The sequence below is a fragment of the Aquirufa sp. ROCK-SH2 genome, from assembly GCF_054558315.1.
In genome coordinates this window covers 446,622-462,257 of the sequence record NZ_JBPXKB010000001.1, presented here as the reverse complement: position 1 = coordinate 462,257, position 15,636 = coordinate 446,622, and the positions used below count along the sequence as shown (strand labels likewise).

Genomic DNA, 15,636 nt, shown 5'->3' with positions numbered 1-15,636 from the left:
TATCAAATGAAATCTATTTATCTACAAATAAATCCAGAAGACAATTTATTGGTTGCCTTGCAGGATTTAAAAAAAGGGACAATTATTCAGCACCAAGGGAATGAAATTGTCTTACAAGATGATATCAATGCGAAACATAAATTCACGATTGAAGAAATTAAAAAAGGTCAAAATGCAACCATGTATGGTGTATTGGTAGGCCATGCTTCACAAGATATTCCCAAAGGCGGTTTAATTCATACGTTTAATTTGCATCATGCTTCTCAAGATTTTCAAGGAAAACAAAAAGATTTTTCATGGACGCCTCCTAATGTAGATAAATTCAAAAACAGAACGTTTAATGGCTATCATAGAGCGGATGGACAAGTCGGAACCGAAAATTATTGGTTAGTTATCCCATTGGTTTTTTGCGAAAATCGTAACATTGAGATTTTAAAAAATGCGTTTATCAAAGGTTTGGGTTTTCAACAAAATGATCCTTATACCGATAAGGTCCTTTCTCTAAAAAAACAATATGAGTCTGGCATACAACCTGAAAATATCCAATTAGATTTTGACAAAAATGTCCAATTAATTCAAAAAAGCCCTCTTTTTAAAAACATAGATGGTATCAAATTTTTGACGCATGAAAGTGGATGTGGAGAAAACAAGGATGACTCGCTTCATCTATGTGCACTATTGGCTGGTTATTGCTTAAATCCGAATGTAGGTGGAATTACAGTATTAAGTCTAGGTTGTCAACACTCTCAAATCGATGTGTTCAAAAATATATTAAAAGAGAAAGATCCCAATTTCTCTAAACCTATTTTGTATTTTGAGCAACAACAAGATGAAGGAAGTGGCGTAGAAAGCTTGTTAAATGAAGTCATTCTGAAAACTTTTGCTGGACTTACTGAAATCAACAAAATTGAACGCAAACCAGCCCCTTTATCTGCTTTGCGACTAGGAGTTAAATGTGGAGGATCTGATGGATTTTCAGGTATTTCGGCTAATCCTGCCATTGGTCACACAGCCGATTTATTGGTCGCTTTAGGTGGAACTGTGATGATAGCTGAATTTCCTGAACTTTGTGGTGTGGAACAAGAGCTTCAAAATAGATCTGTCAATGCAGAAGTAGCAGATAATTTTGGCAAATTAATGCGTGAATATGCCAAAAGAGCAGCAGCCATCGGCGCTGGATTTGACATGAACCCTTCTCCAGGCAATATCAAAGATGGACTTATTACAGATGCAATCAAATCGGCAGGAGCTGCTAAAAAAGCGGGAACATCACCCATTGTAGATGCATTAGGATACGGTCAGTACGCAACAAAAAAAGGATTAAATCTAGTTTGTACTCCAGGAAATGATGTTCTAGCTACAACTGGAATGGCTGGAGCAGGAGCAACGGTGCAATTATTTACAACTGGATTAGGTACTCCAACAGGTAATCCTATTTCACCTATGGTAAAATTATCAACCAATACTCGTTTGGCAGAAAAATTACCTGAAATCATCGATATCGATTGTGGTCCTATTATTTCTGGAGACAAAACGGTTGAAGAAATGGGTGAAGAGGTTTTGGAATATGTCATTCAATTAGCATCTGGAGAAATTAATACCAAAGCAATGATTTTGGGACAAGATGATTTTATGTTTTGGAGAAGAGGGGTTTCTCTTTGATGTATGATGTATGATGTATGATGTATGATGTAAGATGTAAGATGTATGAGGTATGAGGTAGTGTCGACCCTCGCGGTCGACATATATAATAATAATTCCGACCCATGCGGTCGACATACATAATAGTTATTCCGACCCTTGCGGTTGACATATATAATAATAATTCCGACCCATGCAGTCGACAAATTTTGTTTTAATAATATGATGTTTAATTATACCGGAAAAAAAGTAGTTGTTACGGGAGGAGGATCTGGGATAGGCCGAGCGATTTCTTTGCTTTTTGCTCAGCAGGGTGCTGAGGTGCATATTTTGGATTTAGAAAATCCAACAAGCATAGGTACAATTAATGAGGTAAAATCCATTCAAAATAAGTCGCAAATACATTTTGTCAATATTACTGACCTGCTCGCTGTTGAAGAAGTTGCCACTAACATTGGTACAATTGATATCTTAATCAACAATGCGGGAATTGCACAAATAGGGAATTTGGAAAATACTCAGCCAAAGGACTTTCAACATATTTTCGATGTTAATGTAAAAGGTGCTTACCATTGTATGCAGGCATTCATCAAAGGAATGGTGGCCAAACAAAAAGGTGTTATTCTAAATATGGCTTCTGTTGCCTCTACAGTAGGTATTCCAGATCGTTTTGGATATAGTATGTCCAAAGGTGCCATCGTTTCTATGACACAATCCGTAGCCAAAGATTATTTACACAAAGGAATTCGATGCAATTGCATTTCTCCGGCAAGAGTTCATACACCGTTTGTTGATGGATTTATTGCCAAAAATTATCCCAATAATCAGGAGGAAATGTTCCAAAAATTATCAGACACCCAACCCATTGGAAGAATGGCAAAACCAGAAGAAATTGCCACATTAGCATTGTATTTATGCTCCGATGAGGCCTCTTTTGTTACTGGTTGTGATTATCCCATTGATGGTGGATTTATTTATCTAAACAATTAATTTTTTAAACTATGAAAACCAAATTAACAGCCGTTTTACTTTTTTTAAGCTTAAGTATAAGCTCTTTTCAAGCTGAAAATCCAATCAGAATCGTATTTTTTGGAGATTCTATTACTCAAGCAGGAGTGGGGCCAACAGGTTACATTACTCAAATGACCAAAATGATTGCCGATAAAGGATTGGGAGGTAAATACGAATTGATAGGAGCAGGAATTGGTGGCAATAAAATATACGATTTATACCTTCGCCATGAGGATGATGTCATTGCTAAAAAACCACAAATTGTGATTATTTATATTGGTATCAATGATGTTTGGCATAAAACATCTTCAAGAACAGGGACAGATGCTGACAAATTCGAAAGGTTCTACAACGCTTTAATCAAAAAGATACAAAACTCTGGTAGTCAAGTACTTATTTGCACACCAACAGTCATTGGAGAGAAATTTGATAACAGCAATGAAAATGATGGAGATTTGAATGCTTATTCAGCTATTATCAAAAGAATTGCTGAAACCAATGCTTGTAAATTAATTGATTTAAGAAAAGCATTCATGGATTATGAAGTAAAAAATAACATAGAAAATAAAGCTTCAGGCATTTTAACAACTGATCGAGTACATTTAAATGAAGCAGGAAACAAATTTCTAGCTGAAACTATGTGGGATACTATTAAAAATTTATAAGAATGAAATTAGTAAGAATTGGCCAAGTAAATCAAGAAAAACCAGCTGTATTGATCGGAGATAAATATTTCGATGTTTCACCATTCTTTACAGATTTTAATGAACGTTTTTTTGAGGAAAATGGCATTGAAAAATTGGCAAATATTGTTTCAAATGAATCATTAACTGAAATAACATCCATTGATCGAATCGGTTCTTGTGTCGCAAGACCTTCCAAGATAATTTGCGTTGGACTCAATTATGCAGACCATGCCAAAGAAACAGGCGCAGCTATTCCAACGGAACCCATTTTATTTTTCAAAAGTACCAGCGCATTAAGCGGCCCATTTGACGAAGTAATCATTCCTAAAAATTCAGTAAAAACCGATTGGGAAGTAGAATTAGCAATAGTTATTGGTAAAAAAGCATCCTATGTAGAAGAAAAAGATGCTTATGATTATGTTGCCGGATATTGCCTTCATAACGATTATTCAGAAAGAGAATTTCAATTAGAAAGAGGTGGTAATTGGTCAAAAGGTAAAGGTTGCGACACATTTGCACCATTAGGACCAGTTTTAGTTACCAAGGACGAAATTTCAGATGTTCATCAATTAAACATGTGGTTGGATGTCAATGGTAAAAGATTTCAAACGAGCAATACCAATCAATTGATTTTCAACGTCCCACAAGTAGTTTCTTACATTTCTCAATTCATGACTTTATTGCCTGGGGATGTCATTTCCACAGGAACTCCGCACGGAGTAGGTCTAGGATTTAATCCACCTATCTTCTTGAAACCAGGTGATGTTGTTACCTTGGGAATGGATGGTTTGGGAGAGCAGAAGCAGGTCGCAAAGAGTTATGAATTATGATTTATGAATTATGATTTTTTCAAACACTCAGTAATTTAAATGTTAATCCATAATCCATAATCCATAATCCATAATCCATAATTCATAATTTATAATTCATAATTAAATTGTTATGATCGATTCTCACCAACATTTTTGGAATTATCAGCCAGAGAGGGATACATGGATTACCCCAAAGATGATCAAAATTCGGAAAGATTTTTATCCGAATGAGTCATCTGTTATCTTTCAAAAACAAGGAATTGATGCATTCGTGGCCGTTCAGGCGGATTCGTCTGAGGAGGAAACCTTGTTTTTATTGGCTTTGGCAGAACAAAATGATTTTATTCAAGGTGTTGTAGGTTGGGTGGATTTACAAGCTGACAATATTGAGGAACGGCTAGAATATTTTTCTCAATTTGAGGCATTGCGTGGATTTAGACATGTAATTCAAGGAGAAAAAGACCCATTATTTTTTGAAAGAACTGCTTTTTTAAAGGGTATTCAACAATTGGAAGCATTTGATTTCACCTATGATATTTTAATTTATCCGCATCAGTTAACTGCCAGTGTGGCATTTGCTCAAAAATTCCCGAACCAAAAAATGGTCTTGGATCATTTGGCTAAACCGCCATTTGTTTCAGGCGATTTATCCGATTGGAAAAAAAACATTCATGGATATAAAGAATTAGAACATGTTTCTGCCAAAATTTCGGGTTTAATAACAGAAGCTAATTGGAAAACATGGACAAGCGATGAAATCAAAGTTTCTATTGATACAGCTTTAGATGTTTTTGGTCCCAAACGATTGATGTTCGGTAGCGATTATCCTGTGGTTTTAGTAGCAGGAGCTTTGGAAAAATGGCTGGAAACCTTTGAAACGTGTATTGAGTCATTAAGTCCGACAGAAAAAATATTAATCAAAGAGCAAAATTGTCGTCAATTTTATCAAATTTAAAGCATTATGAACTTAGGATTAAAGGAGAAAGTAATCATTGTAACGGGTGGTGCCAAAGGAATTGGAGAAGGAATCAGTCAGGCATTGGCATTGGAATCGGCCATGGTGGCCATTGTAGGTAGAAACCAAGCGGACAATGAAAAATGCATTGAAAAAATTCATGCCACAGGCGGACAAGGCTTTTCTTTTGTAGCGGAGCTTTCGAATCCAGAAGAATGCCAAAAAGTAGTGGAAGAAATTGCTACTTTTTTTGGAAGAATTGATGGTTTGGTGAACAATGCAGGAATTAATGACGGAGTAGGATTGGCGAAAGGAAATTATGAGCTATTTATGAAATCCTTGCATTCCAACTTGGTTCATTATTATTTAATGGCGCAAGCCTGTTTACCCTATTTGATTAAATCCAAAGGTGCCATTGTCAACATTGGTTCAAAAACAGCCGAAACGGGGCAAGGTGGAACATCTGCTTACGCCGCAGCCAATGGAGGCCGCAATGCCTTAACCCGTGAATGGGCAGTGGAATTATTACCTTATGAAATCCGTGTCAATTCCGTGATTGTGGCAGAATGTTATACTCCTTTGTATGACAGATGGATCAAAACATTACCTGATCCTGACAAAACATTGGAAGAAATCAAAGAAAAAATACCATTAGGAAAGCGCATGACCACTGCCGAAGAATTGGGAAGCATGGTTACGTTTTTAATGTCGCCCAAATCCAGTCATACCACTGGGCAATTGATACATGTGGACGGCGGTTATGTGCATTTAGATAGAGCATTATTGTAATGAAAATAGATTTTAGTCAAATTGAAACTCCAGGAGTCATTGTATTTCCGGATATTGTTCAAAAAAACATTGATTGGGTCATTCGAAAAGTAGGGGATGTCAATCGCTTGCGACCACACATCAAAACCCATAAAACCAAGGAAGTTAATGACATGCTTTTGGCTTCTGGAGTGACCAAATTCAAAGCTGCTACCATTGCTGAAGCTGAATTATTAGCCTTGTCAGAAGCTCCAGATGTCTTGATATCCATGCAATTGACGGGTCCACATGTAGGACGATTGATCCAATTGATCCAAAAGTACCCAAAGACTACCTTTTCAGCACTTTTTGATGATAAGGATGCATTGCATCAATATCAAACAGTAGCCACACAGTCAGGAATTCAATTGAATTTATATATTGATTTGAATGTTGGGATGAATCGGACGGGAATTATGCCCGAAAAAGCCTTGGCATTGATAGAAGAATTAAATACTTGTACAAATATCTATTTAAAAGGCATACATACTTACGATGGACATATCAGAGATAAAGAGATGTCAGATCGCCAAGCACATGTAGGCCATGATTTTGCTGAATTCTGGACCTTGAAAAAAGCCTTGGACGAACAATTTCCGCATTTAGAATACGTAGTAGGCGGTACACCCAGTTTTTTGGTGCATTACTCAGAAAACCAATTTACTTGCAGTCCCGGCACCTTTGTCTTCACCGATGCCGGTTACCAAGCCTTATATCCAGAGCACAGCCTAGAGCAAGCAGTTTATATTGTAAGCAGAATTATTTCAAAACCCACCAATCACACCATTTGCTTGGACATGGGCCATAAATCCGTTGCCCCTGAAAATTCCATTGATAATCGTGTACGATTCCTATTTAATCCCGAATTCAAATTAATGAGTCAATCCGAAGAACACGGAATTGTTGAAGTAGGGGATTCAAGCCAATATGCAGTAGGTGATGTGATTGTGATGCAACCATATCACGTTTGTCCAACAATTAACTTAACTCAAAACTTGCAAGTGATAAAGAATGGGGTGAAAGTAGGTGAGTGGGTGGTGATGGGGAGGAATAGAAAACTTTCGATTTAAGTAAGAAATAATATTTATTAGTCTTAATTAACTTATAAAGTTTATTTACTGAAATTAAACCTTAATAAATATTATTAATTATAGTTTAAATGTCAGGATAAACTAAATATTTAAATTATTAATTAAGTATTTTTTCAAATACTATTTCAAACTTATAACTTTTTCTATTGTTATTATTTGATTGCTTTCAATTACTTTAACTGTAGGAGGTTCAGAAAACTTAAATGTTTTCAACTCATTAATTAAATTATTGAAGTCATCACTTGTTGCAACAATAACATTATCAAGACCAATTACGTCCCCGCTTTTAATTTTAGCTTTAACACTTTCTGCTTCTTTTACTCCAAGTGTTACCAAATAACTTAATGCTTTTCTGTGAACATACTTCAACGCAATTGCTTCTAGATCGGCTTGTTTGTATCGTTCGCGCAAACTTGTTTTTGCTGAAATACAAATTGGCCCACGTTCCGCTGTATAAAACATTAAATCGTAAATTACATTTGGAACAAAAGCAACTTTTGCACTCATGTACAAGGGAAGGATATTTTCTCGAACAAACAATGTTGCCAAAATGTATTCAAATATTTTACCGTTTAAATTATTGTTGCCTTCTGGATGTTTCTGATATGCATTCCAATAAGTATTAATATAATCCGATGGCTTTTTATATTCCACATTCATAAAACTTTGAAAAAGGCTATCAAAAACAACCTCAGCTTTATTATCCTTTCCAACAGTAATACCCAATTGATTTAATTTATTCATTTCATTAAAATTAATTTTAATATTTCATTTGCAGTTGCTTGTATAGCAGGAACGGCTACAGAATTACCGAATTGTTTATATGCAGATGCATCAGCCACCGGAATTAAAAATTCGTCAGGAAAACCTTGCAATCTTGCCCATTCTCTAGGTGTCATTTTTCGAATTCCTTCACGATTCACAGAGCCTTTTATAGAAGTTGTAGGAGTAAAATCCGTAATTCTGTGATCTAAAACCAAATTTCTTTCTCTACCCATTCCTCCACAAACTACTGCATTCGCAATTTCATTATCTTGAATTATTTCATAGCCAAAACCGTTCCCTTTACCTTTGTGCCTAGCTTTGTGATTGACTAATGTTTGTAAATATTGATTTGAAAGGAAATATTTTGTTGCTGGAACTTCTTTTTCCTTAATTTCCGCAAAAGTCACCCTTTTTTCCAAAGGTTTTGGGTAAACAAATTTTGTTACATTGGTACTTGGATGAAATCCAACGATATAAATTCTTTCTCTATTTTGTGGAACCCCATAATCTTTTGCATTAATAATTTGAGGTTCAGGAACATAATAACCTAAATCATTCCTTAACACATTTAAAATTGTCGCCAAGGTTTTTCCTCCATTATGGTTTCTTAACCCTTTAACATTTTCAAGAAAAATTGCTTTAGGTTGTTTACTTTTAATGATTTCTGCCACTTCAAAAAACAATGTTCCTCTTGTATCTTCAAACCCGCCGCGTTTACCAGCAATTGAAAAAGCCTGACAAGGAAAACCTGCACAAAGCAAGTCAAAACCGTCTGGAATGAAAGCTTTTGTTTCTTTTTTTGTTATGTCACCAAAAGGTCTTTCACCAAAATTTGCTTTATACGTTTTCTTCGCTTCTTTGTCCCATTCACTCGTAAAAATACATTTTCCACCTAAATTTTGCATGGCAAGTCGGAAGCCGCCAATACCCGCAAATAGGTCAATGAATTTAAATTTAGGATTTTTAACAGACGGAAATGGAATATTTAAAATGTCAAAAATTCCATATTGTAAAGCTTCTTCTGAAACAGAATTTGTAATAGAATCATTTGGATATTTATATTGTAAAATTTCCTTTGTGAATTTTACTGCATCATTTTTAAAAAATTGAGAAATACCATTCTGACTATTATGCAAGTAATGAGTAATCACTGCCTCCTTATTGCTTTCTAATTCAATATTTTTAATTTTATATTCTTTCTCAAACACTTTTTCAAGTGATATTTTCTCTTCAAACTTCATTTTAGTAATTCAAAAAATTTTAATGTGCTAAAATAGAAAAATTATAGGACAAGACTTTTGTAAAACCTTGATTTAATTGTCATAAAAACTAAAAAATCAATTTCTTTATATTCAATGAACTCTCTTGATCATGTGCCAAAAAATGAACACTGGAACCTATATTCGCACACGAATTTTCAACTATTTTTATCTAATTGATTAAGTTACAAAATTAAATGGTTCAATTTTAGATATTGTCGTTTGAATTTAGTGACAAAATAAGTCCTGAAAATCCCATTAATACTATAAAAATTTAAAGAATGCATCTACATACTCATCTACCATTTACAAAGTCTTGCATCAATATGCCTTATTTCCTACACGTAACTTCAAAGCTATTAGGGAACGAATCTTTTTTAAAGAGAAGTAATGAGATAAATGGAATAAAATTTAAAGGTAAAATCAGCTTTTTAGCGATAAAAAATTGAATGATAAAACCCGCTAATGCAATTCCAATCATAAAGCCTAGGCCCATTTTATACGTTACACTTACATTAATCGTAAAGGTAATTATTTGACCATTTTTTAAAATAACCTCCTTTTCAATGATCGTATTTTCATTTTTAATCTGAACGATATTTTTCCCGCTTTCAACTGTAAAGAATTGTTTGTGATTAATAGAATCCAGCTCAGCCTGGATTTCATTATTTAGCAGAATTTCATATTTACCATTTTTATTATGAAGCTGAGTGCTTTTGGAAGTGCGGATGATAATTTGTGAAAAAGTCATTTTTAAATAAAAAAAATCTTAAATGTATAAAATAACGTTAAACACCAGATGTAATTAAACTGACATTCAATTATCAATTTTTAATATTTCCACAAAATTGTCAATGTTACCAATTTTTACGATATCTCCAACTTTTTGTCCAAGTAAGGAATGAGCTAAAGGTGATTTGTAGTAAACCTTTTGAAAACCGTCTGATTTCTCGTTTTTGTTATTCTCTGTGGATACAATATAGACGCTGATGTCCTTACCATTATTGACATATTTTACTTGTACTTTGCTGTTTAGTTTTACAACATCTTTGGCAAACATTTTTGTCTCAACAGGTGGTTCTTCCTCTATTGTTTGAATTGTATATCCGTCTTTCTCAATGTCAATAAATGAATTTTGAGCAACGTAATTTTCCAGAATCACAATGTCGTCTGTAAATGCGTTAGCGGTTTTTGAATAATCTTTTGTGTTTCCGTTTACCGTTTCTTCTGTCTGTTTGATGAAATCTACAAGTCGTTTCGTTTCTCTGCTTGAATTACGCCACCAATTTGTGCTCCAAATTCTATGAAACACAAAACCGTGATTTTCTAAAATCTTCTGTCTGTATTTGTCGTATAAATATGCTTCTCTGCTTGAATGATATTTTGCACCGTCACATTCAATTGCAATTTTTGGAACACCAACTTTTTTCGGGTCGTAAACAATATCTATTCTAAAACCTGCAAATTGTAATTGTGGTATTAGTTTTTCTGTTCCGAAATGGTCTGCCAAACTTTGATAAACTTCTTCTTCAAAAGGTGATTCTAATTCGCCAAAATCTTGTGGATTTATACCTGAACTATTTGTTGTGTTTTCTGCAAGTGATGTAAGAATTGACAAGCGTGATTCATTGTTAGATTCGCTTACTGCTTTGCAATACGCCAAATACGCATACATCACAGCTCTTTTGTTATTTGAACCTTCTAATGTCAAGTATTCTTTGTAGTTCATAAAAACTTGCTCTGGAATTGATGAACAGCAATAAACTTTATACTTGGCTCTTGTGATGATTACATTCAAAAGTTTGTAACCTTTCGAATGGTTAATTGGTCCAAAACGTTGTGCAAATTTTTTATCTTTTCCAACTCCGTAAGTAGTTGAAAGAATAATTACATCTCTTTCATCTCCCTGAATGTTCTCTAAGTTTTTAATGAACATTCCGTTTTCTTCCAATTCCTGAATTTTTGCGTTGAACTCTTCATATTTCGGAAACTTTTGTCGTTCCAAAATTTTACTTTTTATCAAGTTACGTTGTGCAATGTTGAACGTAGCAACTCCAACTGTCGGGTATTTTCCGTTTGGCAAACGGTTAATGTTCTTTTCAATGATTGATAAAACCATTTCCGCTTCTGCTTCATTTGTGTGGTCAGAAAAAGTGCCGTTTACTTGAATGTATTTTATTGGAACATAGTCAAAGTTGTTTGGCAATGGTTTCAACCTTTGATTATAGAAAGCATAGTTTGAAAAATCAATCAAAAATGGGTGTCGTGAACGGTAGTGAAAATCTAAATGTTTTTTTTGAAAATTCAGCTCTGCACCGAAGTCAAGAAGTGATTCACATGACAACAAAATATCGTCTTTATCAACTTTCATTACGCTTTCTTCTTCGTCAATATCTTCTTCATCTTCTACCGAACCGTCAAACACTTTACTGAAATAATTTGATGGTGGCATTTGGTGTTCATCACCTGCAATTATGATTTGTTTGCCTTTCAAAATGGCTGGCAAATTATCTTCCAATCTCAACTGACTTGCTTCGTCAAACATAACAATGTCAAAATAGCCGTTCATTCCTTTGAACAAGTTACTGGCAACATCAGGCGAAGTCAAAATAACGGGGAAGAACGTTGAAAACAAATCAGCGTCCTTTTGTATAATTTGTCTTAACGAATGTCTTTTGTTTTTAAAACTGGCTTTTTTGTTATAAAGATTTTCAACCGTTAAACCGCCATTGTTTTGAACAAATGATTGTGTCGCACTAATTTGCTTTGAATACCAAAACTGTTTAATATATTTCAGTTGTTCTTTTTCAATTCCATTTAACGTTGCATTGAGTTCTTTATGTTCTTCATCGTTTGTGGGTAAATTACCACCGCTTGCGGAAACACGAAGTAATGAATCCAAATAGAAAATTAAAAACGGTTTTCTCCAATTTGATTTTGGTTTCAACTCATTTACTATTACTTTTTCATTTTCGGATAATCCATTGTAGAATTGAAACCATTTAAACTCCGCTAGAAATTCGTCTTGTTCAGAATTGAAATAGTCATTCTTGACTTCGATGTGATTTTCTAATTCAGAAATGAAGGAATAGAAATCACTTGGTTTTAATTCACTTTTTGTCCAATTATCAGAATTAAATTTACCAGCTAAACTATTTACTTTGTCTTGAAGTATTGGCAAACTTTCAATGCCAATCTCTGTTTGATTCGTTTTTAGTAAACTGATTTTTTGAAACTCGATTTGAATTTTTGTATCAAACTCACTTTGAACGTTTACGATATCTTTTTTTAATGTTGTTAAACAATTTAATTTTTCGTTTAATGTTCCTGAAAACAAAATTGGTTTTAGGTCTTTCGTAAGCTTCAGACATTCTTCAAGTTTTTGGAAATTAGTTTGTAACTCCAAATAATCTGAAATGGTTTCCTTTTTTGATTTTGAAAAAACCGACAAAAATTTAAAGCCAAAACCATTTATTTTATTTTCATCATTTAAGTGGGGGTTGCTTTTATTCTTTTCAAAAATCGTTTCTATTTCAAATGTTAACTTTTTTATCTTCTCAATCTGCTGTGTTAATTCATTTTTTCTAAGAATAGAATACTCAATTCTATTGGTTTCTAACAGATTTTTGATGTCTCTCAAATATTTGACATAATTATCAAAGTCATCATTGATTGCTTGTTCGATTATGAAAGGATTGTCGCCAACTAATTTTAGTGAATTAAGAAACGATTTTGACTCAATCGGTGAAAAGTTGACATAAAGCGATTGTCCTTTTCGAACAAGGTCAAGCAATTTGTTCAATTCTTCTGGTGAATATGTAAAACCTGTCTTTTCAATATTCAACTTGCTATCATCCTCATTGTTTCTAAGTTCTGCCAAGAAGTTACCAACTACATCAGTCCAAGATTTGTTACCAATTATTCTCTGGTCAATTTTTTGATGTTTTCCGTTGATGTTTTCAATTATAATTTTGGCTTTATTGACAATGTTTTCCAAATTTTCTTTGGAAGATTTGTAAGTGTATGATTTATATTCAGAATTATCAACTCTATCTCTTACAGAATCAACAACCGTTTTTCGGTCTTTAATAATATCACGAATTAAGACAGAATGATAATCCAATCCTTTTTCTTTAAGAGCATTGTGTAATACTTCAAGTGCTGTTCTTTTTTCGCAAACAACAATCGTTTTTTTGTTGTTTTCAAGTGCATTGACTAGTACCGCTGTAAGTGTTTGACTTTTTCCCGTTCCAGGTGGCCCTTGTATCAATACATTTCTTGACTTTTCTAATGAATTTAGAATGCTTTGTTGTGAAGGGTCGGTTTCAACCGATGTAATAGATTGAAACGAATGACCTTCCAAATCATCCAGTGGAATATTAATTCCTTCTAAAGCCATTAAGTTACCGTAATCATTTATGATGTTTTGTTTCTGAACTTCAAAAATTGAAAACAGACCCCCAAATTCAATAAATGAATTTGTGGAGTTTAACGATAATTTCTCGTAATGTGCTTTATCTCCGATTGAAACAACTTTGTCTAACTTCTTTCTAAAAGTTTCTTGTAAATCGTCAGGTAATGTTGTGTTTACAGTTTTTATGAGTTTGGTGCAAATTTCAATCAGTTCATCTTTTTCAATTAGTCCGTCATCAAGCATTTCGCTTGGTATTTGTTCTATTTCAACACTTGAATCATTTTGCAAGTGATTTATTAAAACTTCATTGATATAAATTGGATCTTCTTCGTTTCGTAAAATTTCCCAAGTATTAAATTCTTTTGTGCGTTTGATTCGTAAACTCCAAATCAAAACTGGTGCAACAGTCAGTTTGTTATCGGCTTTGTCGCGTCTTGCCAAAATAGGAAAGCCAAAGCCAAAAGTATTTATTCCTTTTTCGGATTCAATTGCTTCTGTTTGGTTGATTAGATTTTCAAGTGCTTTTGCAATACGAACCAATTGCGTTTCCTCTTCTTCGAAAAGTGTGTTTAAATCAGAAACATTTTCTTTCCAACTAATTCGGAATTTTAGAGGTTGTTCTGAAAGTAACGATTTAATGAAATTTTCAGGTAGGTTTTTATTAATATGAGAAAGGCGGTTTAAGTCAAACTTGTAACGCGAGTTTGCAGGAATTGCGTTCAAGTGAACACCCTTGCGATTACCAATTTTAAGTCGTCTTTGTAATTCGGTTAAAAATTTTTCTGATAATTCCATATTAAATGAAGTGGATTAGAAAAAACTGACTCTATTAAATTTTTTAGTTATCTCAAGCTAACAAGTTGCTACACGTAAACAATAATGATTTAATTAGGTGAAACTATTTATTAAATCTTTTGCTAACTAAAAGATAGCCTACCCAACAAAAATAGGGCAGTCCGGAGGGGTCTTGTGTGCGCTATTAATGGTTAGCCGTTATAAAATCTCTTAAAGATAGGAAAAAAGTTATTAGTTGTTAGTGATTAGTGATTAGATTTTTTTTACTCAACCAAAATTATTTTCACTAACTTCCAAAACACTAATAACTAATAACTAATAACTAAAAACTAAGCCCAAACCCTCCTCAAAAACCCCAAAAAATTCCCATGACAAATTCCTTCAATATCCGAATCCGAATAACCTCGTTTGGATAATAATTCAGGTACTTTCTGTAAATCAGCAATGGTTTTTAGGTCTTTCGGACATTGTTCTGTTCCGAAGCCGCCGTCTAAATCGGTTCCTAGGCCTACGTGCTGCGCATTGCCTGCTATTTGGCAGATGTGATCCAAGTGGTCTATCATGGTATTTAGGCTGACGTTCATGCTTTCTGGGGTAGATTTACCTCTTTCCCAATTTGGGACCATCATCCAGGCGTCTAAGGGCATGCCTATTACTGCTTTGCGTTCTATGAGGGTTTTGAATTGCTCGTCGGAAAATTGGCGATTGTGGTTGACCAAGGCTCTTGCATTTTGGTGACTCGCCCAAACTGGCCCATGGTTGTGTTCCAAGGCTTCCCAAAAACTTTCATCACACAAATGCGTGGCATCTAATATGATGTTCAATTGCTCCATTTTTTGAACCAATTCTCTACCCATTTTTCCTAATCCACCACTGGCATTGGTTCCTTGGGCATACCTTCCTGGGCCATAATGCGCTGGACCAATGGCTCTCAAACCGTTTGAATAAGCCATTTCCAAATGCTCCATGCTCAAAATAGAATCGGCACCTTCTAAACTCAATATATAACCAATTTTCTTTTTGGCTTTTGTTGTCTGCTTCCAATATTCCAAATGAGCTTCTAATTCCGCCGTATTACGAATAGGAGATAGGTCTCCCAAATATTCCAAACTTTTATAATAAGCCAATTGCGCCTGTGTTTGCGCCCATGCTTGTTCTGGCGAATGCCATCCGGGTAAATCAGATCCTTTGGCTACATAGCGGGCAATTTGAGTGGCTACTACGATTCCTATATTGCCTTTGCGCAATTCATCCAATGAAATGGTCGCATTCCCTCTGTCAGGTTTGTCGCTCATTCCTTTTTCTCGCTCATTAATCTCATCCAAGGAAGCTCTTAAATCACGATTCCATTCCATGGCGTTCATGCTTAGGTCCAAATGTGCATCAAATAGTAACATATT

At 34.4% G+C, this 15,636-nt stretch carries 12 protein-coding genes; 7 read left to right on the top strand and 5 right to left on the bottom strand.

Annotated features, from left to right (window positions below; all coding sequences use genetic code 11):
• The first annotated feature begins 6 nt into the window (after positions 1-6).
• The 7 genes from V7S79_RS01975 to V7S79_RS01945 all read left to right on the top strand — a co-directional run bounded on the left by V7S79_RS01975 (position 7) and on the right by V7S79_RS01945 (position 6,982).
• Positions 7-1,662 (top strand): UxaA family hydrolase, encoded by a 1,656-nt coding sequence (locus V7S79_RS01975; protein WP_459488874.1) that lies wholly within the window; start codon positions 7-9, stop codon positions 1,660-1,662.
• A gap of 204 nt (positions 1,663-1,866) precedes the next feature.
• The gene (locus tag V7S79_RS01970) at positions 1,867-2,631 is read left to right on the top strand and encodes an SDR family NAD(P)-dependent oxidoreductase (protein WP_459489264.1); all 765 of its coding nucleotides are present in this window, start codon (positions 1,867-1,869) and stop codon (positions 2,629-2,631) included.
• Between the two features lie 11 nt (positions 2,632-2,642).
• Complete coding sequence (locus tag V7S79_RS01965) at positions 2,643-3,317, top strand: SGNH/GDSL hydrolase family protein (RefSeq protein WP_459488873.1); 675 nt, start codon at positions 2,643-2,645, stop codon at positions 3,315-3,317.
• 2 nt (positions 3,318-3,319) lie between these two features.
• Positions 3,320-4,168, top strand: a complete 849-nt coding sequence (locus V7S79_RS01960) for a fumarylacetoacetate hydrolase family protein (protein ID WP_459488872.1) — start codon at positions 3,320-3,322, stop codon at positions 4,166-4,168.
• 112 nt (positions 4,169-4,280) lie between these two features.
• Complete coding sequence (locus V7S79_RS01955) at positions 4,281-5,105, top strand: amidohydrolase family protein (protein ID WP_459488871.1); 825 nt, start codon at positions 4,281-4,283, stop codon at positions 5,103-5,105.
• A 6-nt stretch (positions 5,106-5,111) separates the two neighbouring features.
• Positions 5,112-5,894, top strand: a complete 783-nt coding sequence (locus V7S79_RS01950; RefSeq protein WP_459488870.1) for an L-fucose dehydrogenase — start codon at positions 5,112-5,114, stop codon at positions 5,892-5,894.
• A complete protein-coding gene (locus tag V7S79_RS01945) occupies positions 5,894-6,982 on the top strand; it encodes a D-TA family PLP-dependent enzyme (protein ID WP_459488869.1) in 1,089 nt (362 codons plus the stop codon). The genes V7S79_RS01950 and V7S79_RS01945 overlap by 1 nt, the downstream gene beginning before the upstream one ends.
• A gap of 141 nt (positions 6,983-7,123) precedes the next feature.
• On the opposite strand, the gene V7S79_RS01940 is transcribed toward V7S79_RS01945, so the two are convergent.
• The 5 genes from V7S79_RS01940 to V7S79_RS01920 all read right to left on the bottom strand — a co-directional run bounded on the left by V7S79_RS01940 (position 7,124) and on the right by V7S79_RS01920 (position 15,633).
• Positions 7,124-7,747: a hypothetical protein gene (locus tag V7S79_RS01940; RefSeq protein WP_459488868.1), complete on the bottom strand. Its 624-nt coding sequence runs from the start codon at positions 7,745-7,747 to the stop codon at positions 7,124-7,126.
• Positions 7,744-9,009 carry a DNA cytosine methyltransferase gene (locus tag V7S79_RS01935; RefSeq protein WP_459488867.1) on the bottom strand — a complete coding sequence of 422 codons (1,266 nt, stop codon included), beginning with the start codon at positions 9,007-9,009 and terminating at the stop codon, positions 7,744-7,746. Before V7S79_RS01935 ends, V7S79_RS01940 begins: the two co-directional genes overlap by 4 nt.
• Positions 9,010-9,358: 349 nt before the next feature.
• Entirely contained in the window at positions 9,359-9,778 is a 420-nt protein-coding gene (locus V7S79_RS01930; RefSeq protein ID WP_459488866.1) for a hypothetical protein, read from the bottom strand.
• Positions 9,779-9,844: 66 nt separating this feature from the next.
• On the bottom strand, positions 9,845-14,236 hold the full coding sequence (locus V7S79_RS01925; protein ID WP_459488865.1) for an AAA domain-containing protein: 4,392 nt from the start codon (positions 14,234-14,236) through the stop codon (positions 9,845-9,847).
• Between the two features lie 329 nt (positions 14,237-14,565).
• Positions 14,566-15,633 (bottom strand): dipeptidase, encoded by a 1,068-nt coding sequence (locus V7S79_RS01920; protein ID WP_459488864.1) that lies wholly within the window; start codon positions 15,631-15,633, stop codon positions 14,566-14,568.
• Positions 15,634-15,636: the final 3 nt, after the last annotated feature.

Bases quoted from the DNA above. Each gene is read 5' to 3' on its own strand.
- V7S79_RS01975 (WP_459488874.1), top strand. From the start codon at position 7: ATGAAATCTATTTATCTACAAATAAATCCAGAAGACAATTTATTGGTT.
- V7S79_RS01970 (WP_459489264.1), top strand. From the start codon at position 1,867: ATGTTTAATTATACCGGAAAAAAAGTAGTTGTTACGGGAGGAGGATCT.
- V7S79_RS01965 (WP_459488873.1), top strand. From the start codon at position 2,643: ATGAAAACCAAATTAACAGCCGTTTTACTTTTTTTAAGCTTAAGTATA.
- V7S79_RS01960 (WP_459488872.1), top strand. From the start codon at position 3,320: ATGAAATTAGTAAGAATTGGCCAAGTAAATCAAGAAAAACCAGCTGTA.
- V7S79_RS01955 (WP_459488871.1), top strand. From the start codon at position 4,281: ATGATCGATTCTCACCAACATTTTTGGAATTATCAGCCAGAGAGGGAT.
- V7S79_RS01950 (WP_459488870.1), top strand. From the start codon at position 5,112: ATGAACTTAGGATTAAAGGAGAAAGTAATCATTGTAACGGGTGGTGCC.
- V7S79_RS01945 (WP_459488869.1), top strand. From the start codon at position 5,894: ATGAAAATAGATTTTAGTCAAATTGAAACTCCAGGAGTCATTGTATTT.
- V7S79_RS01940 (WP_459488868.1), bottom strand. From the start codon at position 7,747: ATGAATAAATTAAATCAATTGGGTATTACTGTTGGAAAGGATAATAAA.
- V7S79_RS01935 (WP_459488867.1), bottom strand. From the start codon at position 9,009: ATGAAGTTTGAAGAGAAAATATCACTTGAAAAAGTGTTTGAGAAAGAA.
- V7S79_RS01930 (WP_459488866.1), bottom strand. From the start codon at position 9,778: ATGACTTTTTCACAAATTATCATCCGCACTTCCAAAAGCACTCAGCTT.
- V7S79_RS01925 (WP_459488865.1), bottom strand. From the start codon at position 14,236: ATGGAATTATCAGAAAAATTTTTAACCGAATTACAAAGACGACTTAAA.
- V7S79_RS01920 (WP_459488864.1), bottom strand. From the start codon at position 15,633: ATGTTACTATTTGATGCACATTTGGACCTAAGCATGAACGCCATGGAA.